This window comes from Novosphingobium sp. PhB55 (assembly GCF_004368805.1).
Lineage (GTDB): Bacteria > Pseudomonadota > Alphaproteobacteria > Sphingomonadales > Sphingomonadaceae > Novosphingobium.
Map to the genome: position 1 here is coordinate 191,469 of NZ_SODQ01000002.1, position 18,968 is coordinate 210,436.

At 67.6% G+C, this 18,968-nt stretch carries 11 protein-coding genes; 1 reads left to right on the forward strand and 10 read right to left on the reverse strand.

Annotated elements, in window-relative coordinates:
- Nucleotides 1-9: 9 nt before the first annotated feature.
- The 8 genes from EDF57_RS05330 to EDF57_RS05365 all read right to left on the reverse strand — a co-directional run bounded on the left by EDF57_RS05330 (nucleotide 10) and on the right by EDF57_RS05365 (nucleotide 13,643).
- Nucleotides 10-2,478 carry a beta-galactosidase gene (locus tag EDF57_RS05330; protein ID WP_134093374.1) on the reverse strand — a complete coding sequence of 823 codons (2,469 nt, stop codon included), beginning with the start codon at nucleotides 2,476-2,478 and terminating at the stop codon, nucleotides 10-12.
- On the reverse strand, nucleotides 2,465-4,024 hold the full coding sequence (locus tag EDF57_RS05335; protein ID WP_134093375.1) for an MFS transporter: 1,560 nt from the start codon (nucleotides 4,022-4,024) through the stop codon (nucleotides 2,465-2,467). The genes EDF57_RS05330 and EDF57_RS05335 overlap by 14 nt, the downstream gene beginning before the upstream one ends.
- Before the next feature lie 67 nt (nucleotides 4,025-4,091).
- Nucleotides 4,092-6,578 carry a glycosyl hydrolase 115 family protein gene (locus tag EDF57_RS05340; protein ID WP_134093376.1) on the reverse strand — a complete coding sequence of 829 codons (2,487 nt, stop codon included), beginning with the start codon at nucleotides 6,576-6,578 and terminating at the stop codon, nucleotides 4,092-4,094.
- 2 nt (nucleotides 6,579-6,580) lie between these two features.
- Complete coding sequence (locus EDF57_RS05345) at nucleotides 6,581-7,696, reverse strand: glycoside hydrolase family 88 protein (RefSeq protein WP_134093377.1); 1,116 nt, start codon at nucleotides 7,694-7,696, stop codon at nucleotides 6,581-6,583.
- Nucleotides 7,697-7,740: 44 nt separating this feature from the next.
- Nucleotides 7,741-8,961 carry a glycosyl hydrolase 53 family protein gene (locus EDF57_RS05350; protein ID WP_134093378.1) on the reverse strand — a complete coding sequence of 407 codons (1,221 nt, stop codon included), beginning with the start codon at nucleotides 8,959-8,961 and terminating at the stop codon, nucleotides 7,741-7,743.
- Nucleotides 8,958-11,972 (reverse strand): beta-galactosidase, encoded by a 3,015-nt coding sequence (locus EDF57_RS05355; protein ID WP_134093379.1) that lies wholly within the window; start codon nucleotides 11,970-11,972, stop codon nucleotides 8,958-8,960. Before EDF57_RS05355 ends, EDF57_RS05350 begins: the two co-directional genes overlap by 4 nt.
- Nucleotides 11,973-11,977: 5 nt before the next feature.
- The gene (locus EDF57_RS05360) at nucleotides 11,978-12,271 is read right to left on the reverse strand and encodes an L-rhamnose mutarotase (protein ID WP_134093380.1); all 294 of its coding nucleotides are present in this window, start codon (nucleotides 12,269-12,271) and stop codon (nucleotides 11,978-11,980) included.
- A 139-nt stretch (nucleotides 12,272-12,410) separates the two neighbouring features.
- Nucleotides 12,411-13,643: a rhamnogalacturonan acetylesterase gene (locus EDF57_RS05365; RefSeq protein ID WP_134093381.1), complete on the reverse strand. Its 1,233-nt coding sequence runs from the start codon at nucleotides 13,641-13,643 to the stop codon at nucleotides 12,411-12,413.
- Nucleotides 13,644-13,917: 274 nt separating this feature from the next.
- On the opposite strand from EDF57_RS05365, the gene EDF57_RS05370 reads away from it, so the two are divergent.
- Nucleotides 13,918-16,920, forward strand: coding sequence for a TonB-dependent receptor (locus tag EDF57_RS05370; protein ID WP_134093382.1), 3,003 nt, complete (start codon nucleotides 13,918-13,920; stop codon nucleotides 16,918-16,920).
- A gap of 74 nt (nucleotides 16,921-16,994) precedes the next feature.
- Here EDF57_RS05370 and EDF57_RS05375 read toward each other — a convergent pair whose 3' ends face one another.
- Complete coding sequence (locus tag EDF57_RS05375) at nucleotides 16,995-17,951, reverse strand: glycoside hydrolase family 43 protein (RefSeq protein WP_243840892.1); 957 nt, start codon at nucleotides 17,949-17,951, stop codon at nucleotides 16,995-16,997.
- The gene (locus EDF57_RS05380) at nucleotides 17,948-18,940 is read right to left on the reverse strand and encodes a family 43 glycosylhydrolase (RefSeq protein WP_134093383.1); all 993 of its coding nucleotides are present in this window, start codon (nucleotides 18,938-18,940) and stop codon (nucleotides 17,948-17,950) included. The genes EDF57_RS05375 and EDF57_RS05380 overlap by 4 nt, the downstream gene beginning before the upstream one ends.
- Between the last annotated feature and the right edge of the window lie 28 nt (nucleotides 18,941-18,968).

Consider the following 18,968-nt stretch of genomic DNA (forward strand, 5'->3'; position numbering starts at 1 on the left):
ACCGCCGGGTCATGGCCGGGGCGGCCGCACCCTTAGGCGGTGCTCCGGCACCACGCGCAGCGAATCCAGTGTCGCGACCTGCCCGGCAGCGGGCAGCGCGGCCCGCGCCCTGTCGTCCAGGTAGATCGGCGCATCGACGCGCAGCGGCATGATCGAGAGGCGCCAGGGCCGTCCGAGCCGCCCGGCAAAGCGCTTGAGGCCGATGCGCCACAGCTGGCCGTCCCAGAAAGTGTCGTCCAGCAAGTCCATGCCATCGTGCAGGCGCAGGATGTCGCCCTTGCAGGCGATCTCCAGGAAGGCGTCTCCGCCTTCGGGCAGCAGCGCGGGTGAGAGCGTGAATTCCCATGTCGCGGCGGCTTTCCAGGTTTCCGGCAGCGGTTGGAGCACCGTCTTCGCCGGGCCGCCGATCACGGGCGCCGGCGCTTCGCCCCCCGGGCGGATCTGCCGGGCCTCCACGGATGCCGCGACGGGGCCGGGAACGCGCGCGCCATAGTGGCCGCCGCGCCGGGTCAGGGCGGCGTCCGCTGTCATCCCGGGCTCCGGGGGGATCATGGCGAAAGCGAAGTCCCGGTTGCCGCGCTGACGCAGTTCCAGCTCGCCGCCCGCGAACATCACGTCGGCGTCCGTCAGGATCAGCCGTCGTTTCCCGCCAAATGTGCCAACCCATGTCTGCCCGGCCGAGGCGCGATCCAGCACCAGCACCCGCACTGCCGCCCCATGCGCGGTGCCGAAGCGCAGCAGCCGTTCCGGTCCGGCCCGGACCTGCCCGATCCAGCGCCCCGCACCGTCGCGGCGGAAGCCCGCCGGCCCGTCCTGAAGGCTCGCGCCGTCGATGGCGAGTTCCACATCGTCGGCAATCGTCGCGGCCAGGACATGGATCGGGCCGTCACCGTCCTCCAGCCGCGTCACCGGCTGCGCGGTGGCCCAGGCGAGGCGCAGGCCGTCGAGGTCGAGGCCGATGGGCCAGGCGAAGCTGGCGCCGCTCGGGATCGTCACCGGCGCGGAGGGCAGCGTCACCGGGCCGCCGGGGAGGCGCACGGTGAACTGCGTGCCGGGATGGCCCGGCGTCGGATATTGGCGGACGTGGTTGTTGACGAAGAGGAAGCCGCTGCCGCCCGCGCGGCGCACCGACCAGCGCAAGGTGGCGAGGTCTGCCTTGTCGCGCGGCTGCACGGCCGGGGCATGGACCTGCATCGGCGAAAGTGCGGCGCCGTGGCTGTCGATCAGGTAGTGGAGCGGGCGCAGGGCGGCATGGGCGGGGCCGGGCAGGCCGTATTGCCCGATCGGCGCCTGGAAGTCGTAGCCGATCACCGGCACGTCGTTGTAGCCGCCCGAACGCTGCGTTTCCTCCAGCGCGCGGCCATGGGCGAGCGGGTTCGAGCCGCCGTGGAACATGTAGTAGCCGAGCAGGTTCACGCCCGAGCCCAATTGCGTCAGCACTGCCGCCGCGATGTCGGCCGGGGCGATCAGCGGGCGGCGGCGGTACATGACCGGCACCCCGCCGCCGTATTCGGCGCCGAGGAAAGGCGTGTCTTCCATGTCGTCGTCTGCGTCGCCGCGGCCCTTGGCCCGGGTCTGCGCGCCCAGGTCTCCGCTCACGCGGCTGTCGAAGCGGAAGAGGTAGTTTTCCTTGGGCGGCAGGCGGTCCGTGCTGGCGGACCAGGGCTCATCCGGATAGCCGCCATGAACGGGCACCACCTCGCCCCTGGGATAGACCGTGCGGTCCCAACCGGTGACGGTGTAGAGCGGCACGTCGATCCCGATTTCGCGCGCCAGTCCTTTCAGCGCCGCGATATGGGCACGGCCCTGGCCGGGGCCGGAGAGGTTGTATTCGTTCTCCACCTGCATGCCGATCACCGGCCCGCCCTGCTTCCACAGCAGGCCGTCGATCTGCCCGGCCATCGCGCGCCAGAAGCGGGAGACTTCGGCCATGTAGGCGGGATCGTTGGAGCGCGGGTGCGTGGCGGAGACGACCCAGTCGGGTATACCGCCGAAGCGCACTTCGGCATGGCACCAGGGACCGGGGCGCAGGAAGAACAGCAGCCCGTGGCGCGCGCAGAGCGTGACGAAGCGCCGCAAGTCGCGGGTGCCGGTCCAGTCGAGGCGGCTCGGCTCCAGTTCGATATGGTTCCAGATCACGTAGCTGGCGATCACGCCGATCCCGGCGGCCTTCATCTTCGCCAGTTCCTCGTCCCAGTATTCGGCCGGGAAGCGGGTGAAGTGAAATTCGCCCATGATCGGCAGCCACGGCTTGCCGTCGCGGGTGAGGGTGAGGTTGTCGATGCCCAGTGTGCCACCCGGCCCCTCGCCCGTGCCCATGCGCAAATGGCCGGATTTCAGCGGGCGGCCGGGGCGGGAAGCATCGAGTTCCAGAGGCGCGGCCTGCGCGGCGGCGGCAAGGCTTCGGGCGGGCAGGGCCGCGGCAAGGGCGGCTGCGCTGCCGGCCCGAAGCAGGCCGCGGCGGTCAATGCCCGGCATTGACGGGCTTGCCCAGATCGCCGTTCGCACTGTCCTGCTCGACGAGCGGGTTGCGGCCCCAGAGCTGATCGTAGCGCCAGCCGGAGAGGTCCTCCACCACCGCCTGCGCCTCGGGGCTGGTCGGGGTGCGGGCACCGCTGCGCAGATGCTCGATCTCGCGCATCAGCACGGCATGAGTCGCGGGGGAAAGGCGGAAGCGCAGCGAGACGATCACGCCGAACACCAGCATGGCCACGGTGCCCAGCCCCAGCAGCAGCGCGATCGTGAGGATGGCGCCGTGCGATTGCTGCGCCGCGCCGGAAACGAAGCCGCCCGCCTGCATCACGAAGCCCACGCCGGCTACGGCCGCGGCCTGCGTGGCCTTGCGCACGAAGGTCATGACGCCCGCGAAAGCGCCCTCGCGGCGGCGGCCGGTGACGATCTCGTCCACGTCGGCCATGTAGTTGTAGGTCGCCCAGGGAATGTAGTTGAGCGCGCCGCGGCCCAGGCCTGCCAGCGCGATGGGCAGCCAGATCATGGCGCTGGTGGCCGTGATGCCCATGGACCAGAGCCCGATCAGCGTCAGCGCGCCCGCCGCGAAGCTGGCGGCGGCGATCTGGTAGGCACGGCTGGGCGAGGCGCGCAGGGCCATGTTGATGGCGATGATGACGGCCACGAACTGCACGATGTACATCGTGCCCAGCAGCCCGGAGGCGACCGCCGTGGTTCCCGCCAGCGCGAAGATCACGAAGAACGTGAAGGCCGCGTTGAACACGTCCTGGCTGATATAGCCGCCCAGGTACATGCCCAAGTGCAGGCGGAAGGCGCGGATCCGCATGGTCGAGAACAAGTTGCGGTAAAGCGCCTTCAGCGCCTCCAGGGGGCCTGCGGAGTGGCGATGCTCGGCGGGGAGCGGCACGCCTCCGGGCCCGTGACGCTCCCAGCTGAACAAGTAGAGCATGGCCGCCGTCACCATGAACAGCGCGGCGAAGATCAGGCCCATGTAGAAGAAGGTGTCCGCGCTGTCGCGGCCCAGCGCCTCGATCAGCCAGAGCGGCAGGAAGCCCGCCAGGATCGCGGCGGCCTGGCCGAACAGGATGCGGAAGCCCGCGAACTTGGCCTTGGTGCGATAGTCGCTCGACATCTCGGCCGCGAGCGTCTCGAACGGGATGATCTCCATCGCGTAGACCAGTTCGAACAGCACGTAGCTGACGAGGTAGTACCAGAAGCTCTGCCCCGGCAGCCACATCAGCGCGAAACTGGGCAGCAGGGGAATGGCGGCCAGGATGAAGAAGCGCCGCCGCCCGAACCGGCGGCCCAGCGCGGTCGTGCCGAAGTGGTCGGAAATATAGCCGATCATCGGCGAGGCGAAGGCGTCCAGCACGCGCGCCACCGCGAAGATCGTCGCCGCCTGACCGGCCGAAAGCCCGCAGAACTGGGTGTAGAAGATCAGCACCCAGCCCGAGATCACCGCCATCGACCCGGCCCCGAGCACGTCGTTGGAGCCATAGGCAAGGTAGTTTCTCAGGCGCACCGGACGCGCGGCCACGGACTGGCTTTGGGGCACTACAGGATCCTTCACCGTATTGTTCTTGTCTGGCCCGCCTTCGTGGGCGGACCGATTGGGTCTGTTATTATGTCGGAGTAATGGACTTGTCAGCAGGCATGAAGCGAACGGCTTCGATCATCACGGCGGGATCGCCGGATTCAATCGTTACCTTGTGCTGGCCGGCTTCCAGAAGAGCGGAGAACGGCACGGAAATGCGGTTGTCGAGCACGGCATCGGCCCAGTCGCGGTCACCGGTGCGGCGCGGGATTTCGAGGACCTGCGGCTTGCCGTCGATGCGGATGGTCAGGCGCAGTGCCTCGCCATTGTCGGAGGGATAGGCAGGCAGCAGATCGACCACGGCCTGCCAGCGACCCGCCGGCAGGGTGATGGCGGCCTGCGCGGAGGCGGACGCCGCACCAGCGCCCAGCAGCGCACCGTACCGGCCGAGGCCTTCCACCAGCCGCCAGGCTGAGCCGTTCGGGGATGGGCGGCGCGTGAACTGTTCGGGCCGGAGCAGGGGAAGCGAGGATTGCGGCGACGGTTCCGGCGCCGGCGCTGCGATGTCCGGCAAGGCGGCGAGCGCGGGCACGATCGGCGGGGTCTGCCGAAAGCTGCGCCACTGCCCATCTGCGGGCTCGACATTCATGATCCCGCGCCATTTGCCGCCCGCGATGTCGCGGTTGTAGCGGCGCGTCAGGGCTGTCAGCGCCGCGTCGGCCTCGGCGGCGATGCGGGCGCGGCGCCAGCTTTCGGCGGGGGCGGTATCACGCAGCGCGTCGTGGGCCTCGGCGGCGAAGAAGCGCCGGTTGGCGGCGGCGGAGGCCGATACCGGGTAGTCCACAAGTTCGAAGAAGGCATCGGCGCGCCCGGCCGGGACCTGCTGGCGCAGGGCGGCAAGGCGCTGCTCCATCGCCGCGAAACCGGCGAGCCGCGCGTCGGCCTCGGCCGTGGTCAGCGGGCTGGCATGGGGTTTCTGCCCCGGCAGATACCATTGCAGATGCTCGGGCCGGCGCGCGAAGTTGAGGCGGTAGTAGTCACTCATGACGGCGGCGGCCTGCGGGTCCGTGCCCTCTTCCGCGCCGCGTCCCTGTCCGGTCCCGAGGATGTCTGCGAGCCAATGTCCCATCCATGTCTCGACAGGCTGGGTTCTTGTCCTCTCGATGTCCCATGCAAGGCTGAGGAAGTAGTCGACGCCCAGTTCGGCTGGCTTGATGTCCCCGACATTGACGATCCACATCTTGCGCGCGCCCTTGTCCCACGCGCGTCCCATTTCCTCGCGGATCAGCGCAGGCGGCGTCGTCGAGAGCCAGAGATAGGAGAGCGGCGCGCCGAGGTAGGAGAGGTGGTAGTAGACGCCGTTGCCACCGCTGCGCGCCCTCTCGGCGGCATCGGGGAGATGGCGGATGTAGCCGAAGTTGTCGTCCGTCCACATCAGGGTGACATCGTCCGGCACTTTCAGCCCGGCCCGGTAGATGTCGAGCACTTCCTTGTAGGGCGTGAAGACTTGCGGGGCGCCGGAAATCCCCGCCTCGCGCAGGAGTTCGCGCTGGTCGGCGAAGACCTGCTCCAGCACCGCGCGGCGCTCCGGGTCGGTCGTGGGGCCGATCATGCCGCTGTCATGGATGCCGCGCAGGCCGAGGGTCCAGATCGTCTCGTCGGCGGCGTTGCTCTTCACCCGCGTGCGCCAGTAGTCGCGCATGGCATCGCGGTTCGTCAGGTAGTTGAAGTCTTCCGCCTTGCCGGTCCATTCGCCCACGTTGTTGCGCAGCATCGGTTCGGCGTGGCTGGTGCCCATGACCACGCCGTAGCGCTCGGCCAAGGCGGCATTGGCGGGATCGGCGTTGAAGGCGCGGCTGGCCTTGTGCATGGCGGGCCAGAGCGTGTTGGCCCGTAGCCGCAGCAGCAGGTCGAAGACTTTGGCATATGTCTTCGGGCCGGGAGCGGGTTCATCGGGTTCGGCGCCCTGGGCCCAGGGAACGAGGCCCCAGTCCTCGTCATTGATGAAGATGCCGCGATACTGCACCGAAGGCGGGCCGAAGCGCCGGGCCTTGGCGGAGACGTAGAGGCTGCCGTGATGCTGGGGTGGCACATCCGCCCACCAGTGCCAGGGCGAGACGCCGATCGCGCGGGAGATCTCGTAGGCGCCGTAGGCGGTGCCGCGCCGGTCGCTGCCCACGATCACCAATGCCTGCTTCACGCCGGGTGCGGGGTTGGAAACCGGCACGATCAGGAAGCTTTCCCAGGCCCCGCGCAGCTTTGCGGCATCGACCCGGCCCGCCGCCACAAGCCGGTCTATCGCGGGATTGCGGCCCAGCGTGCCGATCCAGACCTGCATGTCCGAAGCGGCGTTCGCGCCGGTCACGGTGGCCAGGTCGGTCCGCAAATCCTCGGCAGCGATGCGGACCAGTTCGTGGTCCCCGGCCGAGGTCACGACTTGGGCGACATGTCCGTCCTGGGCCAGCGCGAAGTCGCCGCGCGCGGGCGTGAAATGCACGAACTCCGGAGCGGCCGCCTGCGCCGGATGGGCGAGGACAAGCCCCGCCGCCACCGCAAGAAAGGCCGCCCCGCGCATCGTCAGATGTAGGTCCGCAGGAACTCGGCCAGTGCGCAGATGGCAAGGCTCTGGCCATAGGGCATCGAGGTGAGCGCGATGTCCTTGTAGAACTGCAGCGTGTCGCCCATCGCGGTGCCGAAGCTGACTTGCTGAAGCTCTCCGGCATCGTCGATATTGGCGAGCACGCCGCGCACCGCCTTGATGCCCACCGCCTCGTATTCGCGCGGCAGGTAGCCCTTGCGCACCGCCTTCAGGATGCCATAGGCGAAGCCTGCCGTGGCCGAGGCCTCAAGGTAGCTGGTGGGATCGTCGATCAGCGTGTGCCACAGGCCGGTTTCCGCGTCCTGCGTGGCGGCAAGCGTGCGGACCTGTGCGGCCAGCGTGTCGATCAGGAACATGCGGAAGGCATCGCCCGGTTCGAGATCGAGCAGCTCGATGATCTCCGGGATCGCGATCGTCACCCAGCAGTTGCCGCGCGCCCAGAGCGCCTCGGCGAAGTTGTGGCGGCCGGTGAAGTCCCAGCCGTGGAACCACAGGCCGGTCTTCTTGTCGGCCAGATACTTGATATGGACCAGGAACTGGCGCTTGGCTTCCTCGATATACTGCGGACGGTCCAGCAGCAGGCCTATCTTGGCCAGCGGCAGCACGCTCATCATCAGCGTGTCGTCCCACAGCTCACCCGGGTTCTCGTCGTTGTAGACGATGTGCTGGAAGCCGCCTTCCTCGGTCTTGGGCAGGCCGTCCGGCGCCATCAGCCATTCGGCCCAGGTGTCGAGATAGGGGATGTAGCTGGGATCGCCGTCCAGTTCGTAGAGGTAGGCCAGCGTGATGAAGGGGGCCACCGTGTTGATGTTCTTGGTGGGCGTGCCTTCCGCGAAGCGGTCCTCGAACCACTGGCGGATGATCTCCAGCGCCTTCTCGTCGCCGGTCTGCTCGAAATAGCGCCACATGCCGAACAGGCCGACGCCGTGGGTCCATTCCCAGCCGGCCCAGCCCTTGGTGTCGATCACCCGGCCGTCTTCGAGGCGGAGCAGGAATTCGCCGGTTTCGTCCTTGATGTTGACGAGGTTGTGCATGAGCAGGTCGATCGCCGCGGTGACCTGCTGGCGGGGGATGTCATGGGTAAGGGCGGCCACTCAAGTTCTCCTGTGGGCGATGCTGCGGCGGGGGGCGTGATGGGTCATTTCAGGACTCCGTAATCGCGCGCCATCCGGCGGTAGAGTTGCAGGAAGGCGGGATCGGCGTCGTACCGGCCGCCATGGTTTTCGGGTTGTTTCGGCATGTCGGATGCCAATGCGGGCGTGGCGCCGGGGGCTTCCGCCGCGTTCAGGCCTTGCGAGAGCAAGTCGGGGCGCGGGCCTTCGCCGGCGTTCTTGCCGTCCTTCTGGAAGATCGCTTCCTGATGGCGGGTCGGTTCCCAGATGAAGCTGCCCCAGCCGTTCGGGTGGGCATGGACCAGGTCGTTCAGGTAGCGCTTGCGCGACGAATACTCGATCGCGAAGAAGCCCTTGTCCGGGTAGTGGCGGCCGAATTCGGTGAAAGTCCGCTCCCAGTCGCCTTGCGCCGCCTGCTGGTAGCAGGAGAAGCCCAGCGCATCGAAATCGACGTCGCGCTCGATCAGGCTGTCGGTCCAGTGCTGGACGATCGGCCAGTGGCGGCCGAGATGGTTGTGCAGCGCGATCGGCGTTCCGGGAAGCTGCGCGCGGGTGGCGGCGATCCCGGCCTTGAGCAGCAGCGCGAACTTGTCGTAGCCGCCCGCGCCGGGCACGTTCATGTGCACTTGGTCGGTCACCGGGTTGCCGGTGGGAATGGTCAGCGGCACGCGGCCGTCGGGCCAGAGCATGCCGAACGTGGTCTCGTTGCCCAGGATCGCCAGATCGGGCGCGACGCCTGCGGCTTTCATCGCCGCGAAAGTCTCGTCGGTATGGCGGTGGACGGCGTCTACCAGCTTGGGGAAGGGCAAGTCGGCCCAGGCTGCGGGCTTGTCCTGATGCTGCGGATCGGCCCAGGTGTCGGAATAGTGGAGGGTCAGCGAGAGGTGGAAACCCGCCGCCTTGATCCGCTGCGCGAACGCGATGGTGCGCGGCAGATCGCACCAGGGGCCGCCGGGCTTGTCCTTCGAATAGCCCTTCGCGGGATCGACGAAGAGGCGCAGCTTGATCGCGTTGAACCCGGCATCGCGGAAGATCGCGAGCACGTCCTTTTGCTGGCCGTCCTCGTAATAGGTGGCGCCTGCGGCTTCGTCCTCGGGAATCCACGAGACATCCGCGCCGATCAGATAGGGCCACGGGCGCGCGCCTTTTCTGGGCCCGGCGCGCACCGCGCCCGGCACGGCGGCAAGGCAGAGCGCGCCTGCGCCTGCAACGCCCAGCTGGCGGCGGGTGAGCGCGGCGCCGGTCATTTCAACTGATCCGGGCGCGTCGGCGCGGCGACCATCTGCACCGGCACGCCGCCGCGAACGTTGCGGAGGGTGACGAGCTTGACCGCCTCCAGCGCATCGCCGGGCGCACCGTCGCTGGTCACGGCAAGGGCGACGTGGTTGGTGCCGTGGTGGTTGAGCACGCCCTCGGGGATCGGGAACACGCGCTGCGGGCCGACATGGGCGATGAACTGGCCCATGTTCCAGCCGTTGACGAAGATCAGCACGCGGTATTTCGCGGCCGAGCGCGGGCTTTCGGTGTCTCCGAAGGCAAGCCCGATCGTGGCGTCTTGACCCTTGGGCACGGCAAGGTCGAAGGCGGTGCGCAGCCAGGTGGTGCCGGGCGCGGCGCTACTCGCGGGGACTTGCGCGGCGGTCCACTGGCGGTCGTCGAAGCCGGGCAGGTGCCAGCCCATGCGCTCGCCGTAGAGGCCGCCGTTGTTGGCAGGGCCGCGCACCGGATCGGCCAGATCCTCGCCGCCGCGCTTGCCCTGGATCTTCCACGCGATCGGCACCGCGAAGCTGCGCCCGCCGGGCTGCGAGATCGAGGCGGAAATCAGCCCGCGCGCTTCCTTGTGGAAGTCGTCGGCGTCGAGGTCCCAGTTATGGCCGTTGTTGCGCACCATGACCGAGAGGACGTGGCCGCCGTTCGCCTGCGCTTCGGGCGGCAGGTCGAGCGTGACGGTGCCGGTGGTGATCGGACGGGGGAGGCCGCTCGGCGTCTCGGCCTGGCCGATGAACTTGCCGTCGAGCCATGCCTGCACGAGGCCCGATCCGCCCGCGCCATAGAACAGCGAGACGGTTTTCGCGCCGGGATTGCCCTCGAAACGGCCGCGATACCAGACGTCGCCTTCGTGGAAGCCATAGGCGTCCATGGCGAGGTTCGGCTGGCCGTCGGGGCGCTGGGTGATGCTGGCGTTGGGACGGCTGCCGCCGACCGCTTGCCATGCGCTGTCGTCGAACTGCGGATCGGCCTCGGGCGAGCCCTTGGCCATGCGCCAGCCGGTGAGCGCGGGAAGCACGACCGGCGCGGGGCCGGGCAGGGGGACGGTGGAGGCGAGGCTACCGATGGCGGAAGGCTTGGCGGCGATACGCGCGCCGTTCCACGAGAGCGAGCGCGCCGCGCCGGGCGCCCAGATTTCGATGGCACCCGCCGCGTCGGTGTCGCCGGTCAGCGTGAGTGCGCCGGACCGCAGCGAAGCATGACGGACGAGCTGCGGACCGCGTACCAGAACCGGACCGCTCGCGGTGTCGGCGCGGGTATAGCGAGTGCCTTCGGCCTCGTCGGCAAGGATCAGCACAAGGTCGCCGCGTCCGCCGCCGGTCACCCGCAGGACAGTGCGGCCCGTATGCGTGTAGGTGACTTTAAGGTCGCCCTTTGCGGCATCGAAAGCGGTGGCCGCGGCGCCTTCCACAACCTCGACTTTCGGGGCCGAGGCATAGCGCAGCACGGTCTCGCCAGCCTCGCCCGCGCGGCCGTAGAGCAGCAGCAGGTCGGCGTTTCCGGCCTTGGACGCCGATTGCAGTTCGGAGGTCGAATAGACCAGCCGCTGCCCGCCCAGACTGACGCCTGCGACCAGCCACTTGGCGTCGAAGCCATTGAGCCGCATCGGGAATGTATAGCGACCATCCGGCAGCGCGGCGGTCACGGTGAAGCTGTCGTCGGTCTGGCCGTTGGACGGCTTGTGCGTCACCATCAGGAAGCGCGCGTCGGTTTCCGGGCTCTTGTTGTGATAGACCTGGATATGGGGCGAGGAGATCTCGGGCGCGCCCGCCGGGATCATGCCCGCAAGGTCGGGTACGGAGGCGATCAGCCCGCCCAGCTGCTTCATCTCCAGCGCCTTTTCGCGAAGCTCTCGCGCTTCGGAAATGGCCGCGCCGTAGTCGTAGCTGGTAAACACTACCGGGGCGGGCAGCCAGCCCCAGCTGGTGCCGCCATAGACCATGTAGAAGCTCTGGATGCCGATGCCGTTGGCCAGATTGGTGCCGTAGAACACCCGCTGGAAGCGCTTGCCGCGCTGGACCGCGTTGCACTCGTAGCTGCCGTTGGAGCCCCAGTAATCGAACCAGCCGCCGCCGAATTCCGCCAGGAAGCCGGGCGTCTTCGGCGAAGCGGAAGCGCCGCCTTTCGCGCCGCCGGTTCCGTAGAAGCCCCAGTCCGGCGCGGCCACGCTGCGGGTCGGCTTGCCTTCCACGGTGCAAGTGCCGCCGGGGTAGCCGTCGAAGGCGTACATGTCGTTGGGGCCGTGGACGACTTTGTCGACGGAAGAACCTTCCGGCACCCAGTAGCCGTTGCGGCCCTGGTCGTTGTGGAAGATCGGCACGGTGATGCCGTCGGCGCGGGCCTTGGCGTAGATATGATCCATGTACCGGCGCTGGGCCGGGGTGGTCAGCGCCAGTTCGTTCTCGATCTGGTGGAGGATGACGGTGCCCTTGTGGCCCTTGCCGTCGCCGTTGATCTGGTGGCGCGCGATGATGGCGTTGATCTGCGTCAGCCACTCGTCGGCGGCGGCCATGTATTCGGGATCGTCGGTGCGGGCGCGGCCCTTCTGGTTGACCAGCCAGCCCGGAAACCCACCGCGCGACACTTCCGCGTTCACGTAAGGCCCGGCGCGGGTCATGACCAGCAGGCCTTCTTCCTCGGCCATGGTCAGCAGGCGGTCGAGATCGCGGATGCCGCTGAAGTCGTAGACGCCTTGTTTCGGCGAATGGTAGCCCCAGTCGAAATAGAGCGCGACGGTGTTGAACCCGCTGGCCTTCATCTTCTGCAGCACGTCGCGCCAGAGGTCCGGGCTGGGCAGGCGGAAGGGATGGAATTCGCCCGACCAGATCACCTGGCGCTTGTCGTCGATCATCAGCGAGCGCGCATCGAAGGAGACGCGGCCGAACGTCTGGACCGGCGCGGAAAGATCGGCCGTGGGCTTCGCGTCCTGCGCGAATGCCGGAAGCGGCAGGGCCGTAAGCAGCAGAGCGGTGAGGAACGCGCGCTTCATGCCGCTCAATCCATGTGGAACAGCAGGGGGAGCGGCCATTCGACCGGACGGTTGCCCGGTTCCACTTCCATCAGCGGCGCCATGTAGTCCCACCAGCGGCGCATCACCGGATGGTCGGGCAGGGTTTCGCGGCTGTTGTCCGGCGTCACGCGCAGGACGGCGAAGAGCGACAGGCTATCCTCGTCGAGGAAGATCGAATAGTCGCGGATGCCGGCGTCGGTCAGCAGGGCGGAGAGTTCTGGCCAGATCGCGTCGTGACGGCGGCGATATTCCTCGACCGTGCCGGGCTTCAACTGCATCCTGAAAGCGTGGATCGACCCCGTCCCAGTATCCGGCACATCACTCTCCCGTCAGTTCCATTATGTGGATACCAATACCGATATTTGGTAACTCGTCCACAAGCGTCCGTCAATTGCCATTCTGGCGGCGAATGCCGTGTCAGCTTCCCTCCGGCTTGTTTTCATCCAGCGGCAGGCTGGGCGCGATCGGCAGGGCATCGGGCAGCGGCGGATGGGCGGGATCGAAGTCCTTCAGCAGGACGTGGGACGCCAGTTCAGGGATTTTCTCGCGCACCTGACGGGCGATGGCCGCGGCGAACAGCCAGGCGCCGTAGTTGTCGTTGTGAGTCCTGTCCTTGCCGTTCTCGGCAAAGGCGCGGGGCGATACTTCCGGCCCCAGGGCCTGCATGATGGCGATGCTGTCGCGGTTGAGGTCGATCAGCGGCACGTTCTCCTCCGCTGCCACCTTGCGCACGGCGGCGGCATAGGCGCCCAGCGTGTCCTTGATCTTTCCCGCCTCGTCGAAATTACGGCGCTCGGGCGAAGTGACCAGCACCGGATGGACGCCGCGCCGGCGGGCCTCGGCGATATAGCTGCGCAAGTAGGCGGGATAAGTCAGCTCGGGATCGAGGTAGGTCATCGGCCATTCGGCCTTCTGGTCGTTGTGGCCGAACTGGATGAACAGCCAGTCGCCCTTGCGGACCTGCGTGAGCACCTTGGAAAAGCGGAGCTGGGCGATGAAGGATTTCAGCGTCGCGCCGGACTTGGCGTGGTTGGCCACGGCAATGCGATCGTCCAGCATCGCGGGCAGCATCTGGCCCCAGCTGGTGAAAGGCTCGGTATACTGGTCGGCCACGGTCGAATCGCCGGCCAGGAACAGGCGCGGGGCGTCGGCGGGCTCGATATGGATGGCGGAGACGCGCGGCTGGCCGAGGAATTCGAAGGTCAGCTTGTCGTCCCAGCTGAAGCTGGCAAGGTCGCGCTCGTCCAGCAGCACGGACTGGCCGAAGCGCGGCGCGCCTGCGGGCTGGGCGGGCAGGCGGGCGTCGCGCACGTCGACCAGGAAGCTGCGCGTCACCGTCTGTCCGCGCCGGGTGGCGATGTCGCGCAGGAACAGGCGGCGGCTTTCGGCCTTCACCGTGGTGAGGCCCGCGCTACGCCGGTCTCCCAGGGTCAGCGTCACGCGGTAAGTGCCCTGGGGCAGCGCCACCGAATAGAGGAACCCGCCCGAAGCATCGCGGCGTTCGATGCCGCTCCGGCCGACTTCGGCCTGGCCCGGCCGGTAGTCGGGCATCTGCGCGGGGGTCTTGCCGGCCAGGTCGATGTCGATCGCGGGCGGCGGGGCGGAAGTGCCGGCGGCCAGGGCCAGGGCGAGAGCCGAACTCAGGGACATTTCGGATGATCCTCTCTTTGGTCTCTGGCCAGATTCGTTCCGGCGCGTTATCCCACATGACGGTTCGCAAGGGCATATATCGGGAACGATCAGAGTCAATCACTCCCGGTCACCTCACTCACGACGAAGCGGTGCTTCCATGCGTGGAATTACGGATGAGGAACCGGTGGGAAGCGATTTTGACTGGAACTGAGCGAAAATGTCATATATTGTGTAACTCAATCCCACATAGTGGGCAATGTTCGAAGCAAGAACAAGATTTGGGAGTGAGGAAATGAGAAGGGCTTTCTCGAAATCCGTCATGCGCAGCCGCGCCTCGGCTCCGGCCCTGGTGGCCGCCTTCCTCTTCGCCGCGCCGCACATGGCGGCCGCGCAGGATGGCGCAGCCGATGCCGCCGTGCAGGACGGCGCGCAGAGCGCCGCAGCGACCGGCGCCCAGTCGGCCGCCGCCGGCAACACGCCCAGCCCTTCCGAGATCATCGTCACCGGCTTCCGGGCCTCGCTGAACGCGGCCCTGGCCGACAAGCGCATGGAAACGGCGGCGATCGACACCATCAAGGCCGAGGATCTGGGCAAGTTCCCCGATTCCAACCTGGCGGAATCGATGCAGCGCATCCCCGGCGTGGCGCTCCAGCGCGGTGACGGCGGCGAAGGCAAGAACATCTCGGTCCGCGGCCTTGGCGCCGACTTCACCCGCGTGCGCATCAACGGCATGGAAGCCGCCGCGCAGACCGGCGGCTCGGACATCTACGGGGCCGGCAACAATGGCCGCAGCTTCGACTTCAACGTTTTCCCGACCGAAATCTTCTCGGCGCTGACCGTGCGCAAGACGCCCTCGGCGGATGTCGAGGAAGGCTCGCTGGGCGCCACGGTGGACCTCAGCGCGCCCAAGCCGATGGACCAGGCGAAGGACTTCGTGCTCTCCGCCACGGGACGCGGCGTCTGGAACGAACTGTCGAAGAAGGTTGATCCGCGCGCGTCGGTTCTCGTGTCCAAGCAGTTCGGAGACAGCGGCTTCGGCGTGCTCGGCTCGCTCGCCTATCAGAAGCGCCACACGCGCGAAGTGGGCTATTCGGCGGTGGACATCCTTTCGGCCAACCAGAACGGCATGTTCTGCTCGCCGCTCGGCTTCACCCCGCAGAACCCCGGCAACAGCGCCGCGTCCGGCGCCAGCGCCACCAATTGCTCCACCGGCAACCCGCGCACCAGCGACGCTGCGGCCTACCAGACCGTCTACGACGCCCGCCGAGACGACATGCCGAACACCCCCGGCAGCGGCGCCTTCTTCCCGCGCATCCCGCGCTACCTGAATTCCGAGCAGACGCAGGAACGCATCGGCGGCACGCTGACCCTGCAGTACAAGCCCGACGACGATACCGACATCTCGCTGGACCTGCTCTACTCACGCTTCAACGTGACCCGTGACGACAACTACATCGAGGCGATTTCGTTCGGCCGCTCGGCATCGAACCAGGGCTATCCGATGATGTCGCTGAAGGACGTGCAGCTTTCCGACCTCGGCTCGGTGGAATATGCCCTGCTGGACGGCGTGGACGTGCGCTCGGAAGGGCTGCACTCGAAGTATTCGACCACGTTCAAGCAGGCGAACCTCAATTTCATGCACCGGTTCAACGACCGGTTGACCGTTGACGCCAAGTTCGGCCTCAACGAGTCCGTGTGGAAGGACAAGGTCCGCATGCAGTACTTCATGGATGCGCTGGATACCGACAACTTCGCGATCGACTATACCGGCGGCGGGCAGACGCCCGTGCTGGGCTTCGGCTTCGACGTGTCCGATCCGTCCAACTTCCTCTACGGCCCGACGCCGGGCGCGGGCGTCGTCACCGGCGGCTTCAGCCTCCAGGGCAAGCCGGCCAGCAACACCACCAAGGGTACGCTGGGCGAAGTCAACGCGCATTACGAATTCTCCGATGCGTTCAAGCTGCACTTCGGCGGCCAGTTCCGCTCCAGCGAGTTCCAACAGCGCTTCACCACTTATTACACCGCCGATACGCTGGTTCAGGCCCTGCCGGCCGGAACCTCGCTGGCCGACCTGACGACGCAGATCACCGGCGTGGACAGCCTCTGGGGCCACGGCGCGCCGTCGAGCTGGGCCAGCCTGGACTGGCAGAAGCTGGCCGATGCCTACAACCTCTTCGACGCCCGCACCTGCACCGGCTGCGGCGAGACCAATCCGGGCGTGAAGGAAGAACAGAGCAGCGCCTTCATGATGGGCACGTTCGACTTCAGCGATGCGGTGGGCTTCGGCCTGCGCGGCGATGTGGGCCTGCGCTACATCCATACCTGGCAGCGTTCCTCGGGCTTCATCAACTTGTCCGACCCCACTTCGCCCACCGGCCTCAGCGGCCAGTACCGCGCCGTTGCGCGCAGCTATGACGACTGGCTGCCTTCCGCCAACCTCGTGATCGAGCCGGTGCAGAACCTGCTCGTGCGCCTTTCGGCCGCCAAGGTTCTCTCGCGCCCGGCGCTTACGCAGCTGGTGCCGACCGTGGCCATCAATGCGACCACGCGCTCGGGATCGCTTGGCAATCCCCTGCTCGAACCGATCCGCGCCAACACGTTCGATGCGGCGGTGGAATGGTACTTCCGTCCCGGCTCGCTGCTGTCGGCAGCGTTCTTCTACAAGGACATCAAGACTTACGTGCAGAGCGTGAACGCGCTGGTTCCGTTCAGCTCGCTGGGCCTGCCGAACGAACTGCTGACCGGCAGCAACACCACCCCGGACGAGCTGTTCAACATCGCCACGCCCACCAATACGCCGGGCGGCCCGCTCAAGGGGATCGAGCTGAACGCGCAGATCCCGTTCAATTTCGCGTCGGGCTTCATCAGCCACTTCGGCGTGCTGGCGAACTACACGCACGTCATGTCGAAGATCAATTACTGCCTCTCCAGCTCGGGCGGCGTCTGCACCGTTACCGTGAAGGACGATCTGGTCGGCCTGTCCAAGGACACGGCTTCGGGCACGCTGTTCTGGGAGAACGACAAGTTCTCCATCCGCGGCACGATCAATTATCGCGGACCGTTCATCCGCGGCATCCCCGCCTCGCCCGGCAGCGACCTGGTGGGCAACCGCGCGACCACCTATGTCGATGCCTCGGCTTCGTACAACATCTCGGATGCGATCAAGCTGATCGTCGAGGGCACCAACCTCACCGACGAGCAGAACAGCCTCTACACCGACAGCCAGCGCCAGGACACGCTGTTCCAGACCCGCGTGGGCCGCACGATCTCGGCAGGCGTCAACGTGAAGTTCTGATCTTGAAGAATACGGCGGGGCCCTCCCACGCCGGAACTATCGGCTCCCGGATCCTCCATCCGGGAGCCGCTTTTTCAGGCCTCAAGCGCCCCCAGCATTTTCCGGTCGATCCGCACCAGCGAGCCGTGCCGCGCGCCTTGCGGCATCGCCAGACGGTTGCTCACATCCTGCCAGGTCGCCATGTCGCGCGTGGACTTCGCGCCCCAGCGGCCGTCGCGGTAGACGTCGTAATAGCAGACCAGGTCCTCGCCGATCCGCGCGGTCATCGGGCCTTCCACCCAGGAGGCGGTGAACGGTTCGCCCAGCGGCGCGAAGGGGCCGATCGGGCTGCGTGCGGAGGCCGCGCGCAGCCACTTGCGCGGAGGTTCGACCGTCTCGTCCTTCACCACCAGCCAGAGCCCGCCGTCCGGGGCCGGGGCGAATGTGCCGTCGATCACGCTGAAGCCGGGATCGTAGAGCACTTGCGGCGGGGCGAAGCTCTCGAAATCGGCGGTGGTCGTGTACCAGAGGCGGTGGTTGTAGCCGGCTTCCGAGGTTCCGGCCGTCTCGGCGAAGCGGCCGGTCACGGTGCTGGACCAGAAGATGACCGTGCGCCGCGTGGCGGGATCGAAGATCGCTTCCGGCGCCCAGCAATTGCGGGTGCCCGGCACCGAGGCCATGACCGGGATCGCGCGCTGGGGCGTCCAGTTCACGAAGTCGCGCGTGGTGGCATGGCCGATGGTCACGCCTTCCCAGGCGGTGGTCCAGACGCAGTGCCACGGCGCGTCCACCCCCTCGCCGCGCCACAGGAAGGGGTCGCGCAGCAGCTTCTTCTCGCCCACTTGCGGCACGAGGAACGGCCTGCCGCCGCCGAGCGTGCGGAAGGCGAAGCCATCCTCGCTGACGGCCAGTTTCAGCCCGTCTGCCTCGCCCTTGCCCGTGCTGAAATAGGCGAAGAGCAGCGGGCCTTCCGGTTCCGCGGGGGCGATGCGGGTGGTGGCGCAGCCCGCGAGAGCCGCCCCGCCAAGGCAGAGGCTACGGCGGTCGATCATCGCCGTGCCTCCTTTGGCGCGGTAAGCCGAACATGGGCGGGGCTGTCGCGGTCCACGGAGATCACGCCGTCCTTCTCCTTCAGTTCCGCGATCTGGAGCACGCTGCGGCGGTGCCAGTCGGGGTTCGCCTTGGCCTCGTCCTCTCCGCTCTGATGCACGAAGTAGACGATATAGGCCCGGTCGCCGGAGACGATCACGTCGGGGTGCTGCCCCTTGGCGCGGTCGGTCGGCGCTTGTCCGGGCGTGGCGAGGATATGGCCGGGCTGGGTGGTCCAGTGCTCTCCGTCCTCGCTGCGCATGACCAGCAGGCCCTTCCACGCATCCGAAACCAGCCACAAGCGACCCTTCCAGCGGAACGCCTTCGGCCCTTCGCCGGGCGTGGTGGTCAGGCGGTCCTTCACCGTCCAGTGCGTGAGGTCGGTGCTGTCCGCCGTGCGGATCGCCTTGCCCATGCGCTCGTCGTTGAAGAACAGGCGGTAGCCGCCTTTAGGCAGTGCGACGACGCTGGCGTCGATCACCCGGTCGGAGCCGAGATCGAGCTTGTCACCGCAGGTCCACGACGTCAGGTCCTTGCTGGTGAGGTGGACGATGAAGCGCGGCGCGTTCCAGTCGCGAAACACGCCGGGCACCACCGTCAGCCACATGTGCCATTCGCCGTTGAAACGCTCGATATCGGGGGCCCAGAGAGTGGCGCCGGTGCAGCTTTCCGGGATCGCCGCCGTGCCGCCGTAGCGCCAGTGCACGCCGTCCTTCGAGCGCGCGGTGCCGATCGCCGTGCCGTGGACCCAGCGCACGTCCTTTTCGTCCTCCATCGGCAGGTCGGCGCGGCGGTTCGTGTAGAACATCACCCATTCGCGCGTGGCGGGATCGTAGACCGTGCTGGGATCGGCGGCGCCGTCATGCACCGGGTCGCGGAACAGCGGCTTCGGCGCCACGTCAGGGACCGAAGCCGTCGCGGCGGCGAGCAGGAGGAGCGAGGCGCCGATCATGCCGATGGCTCCCGCTGCGACAAAGTCC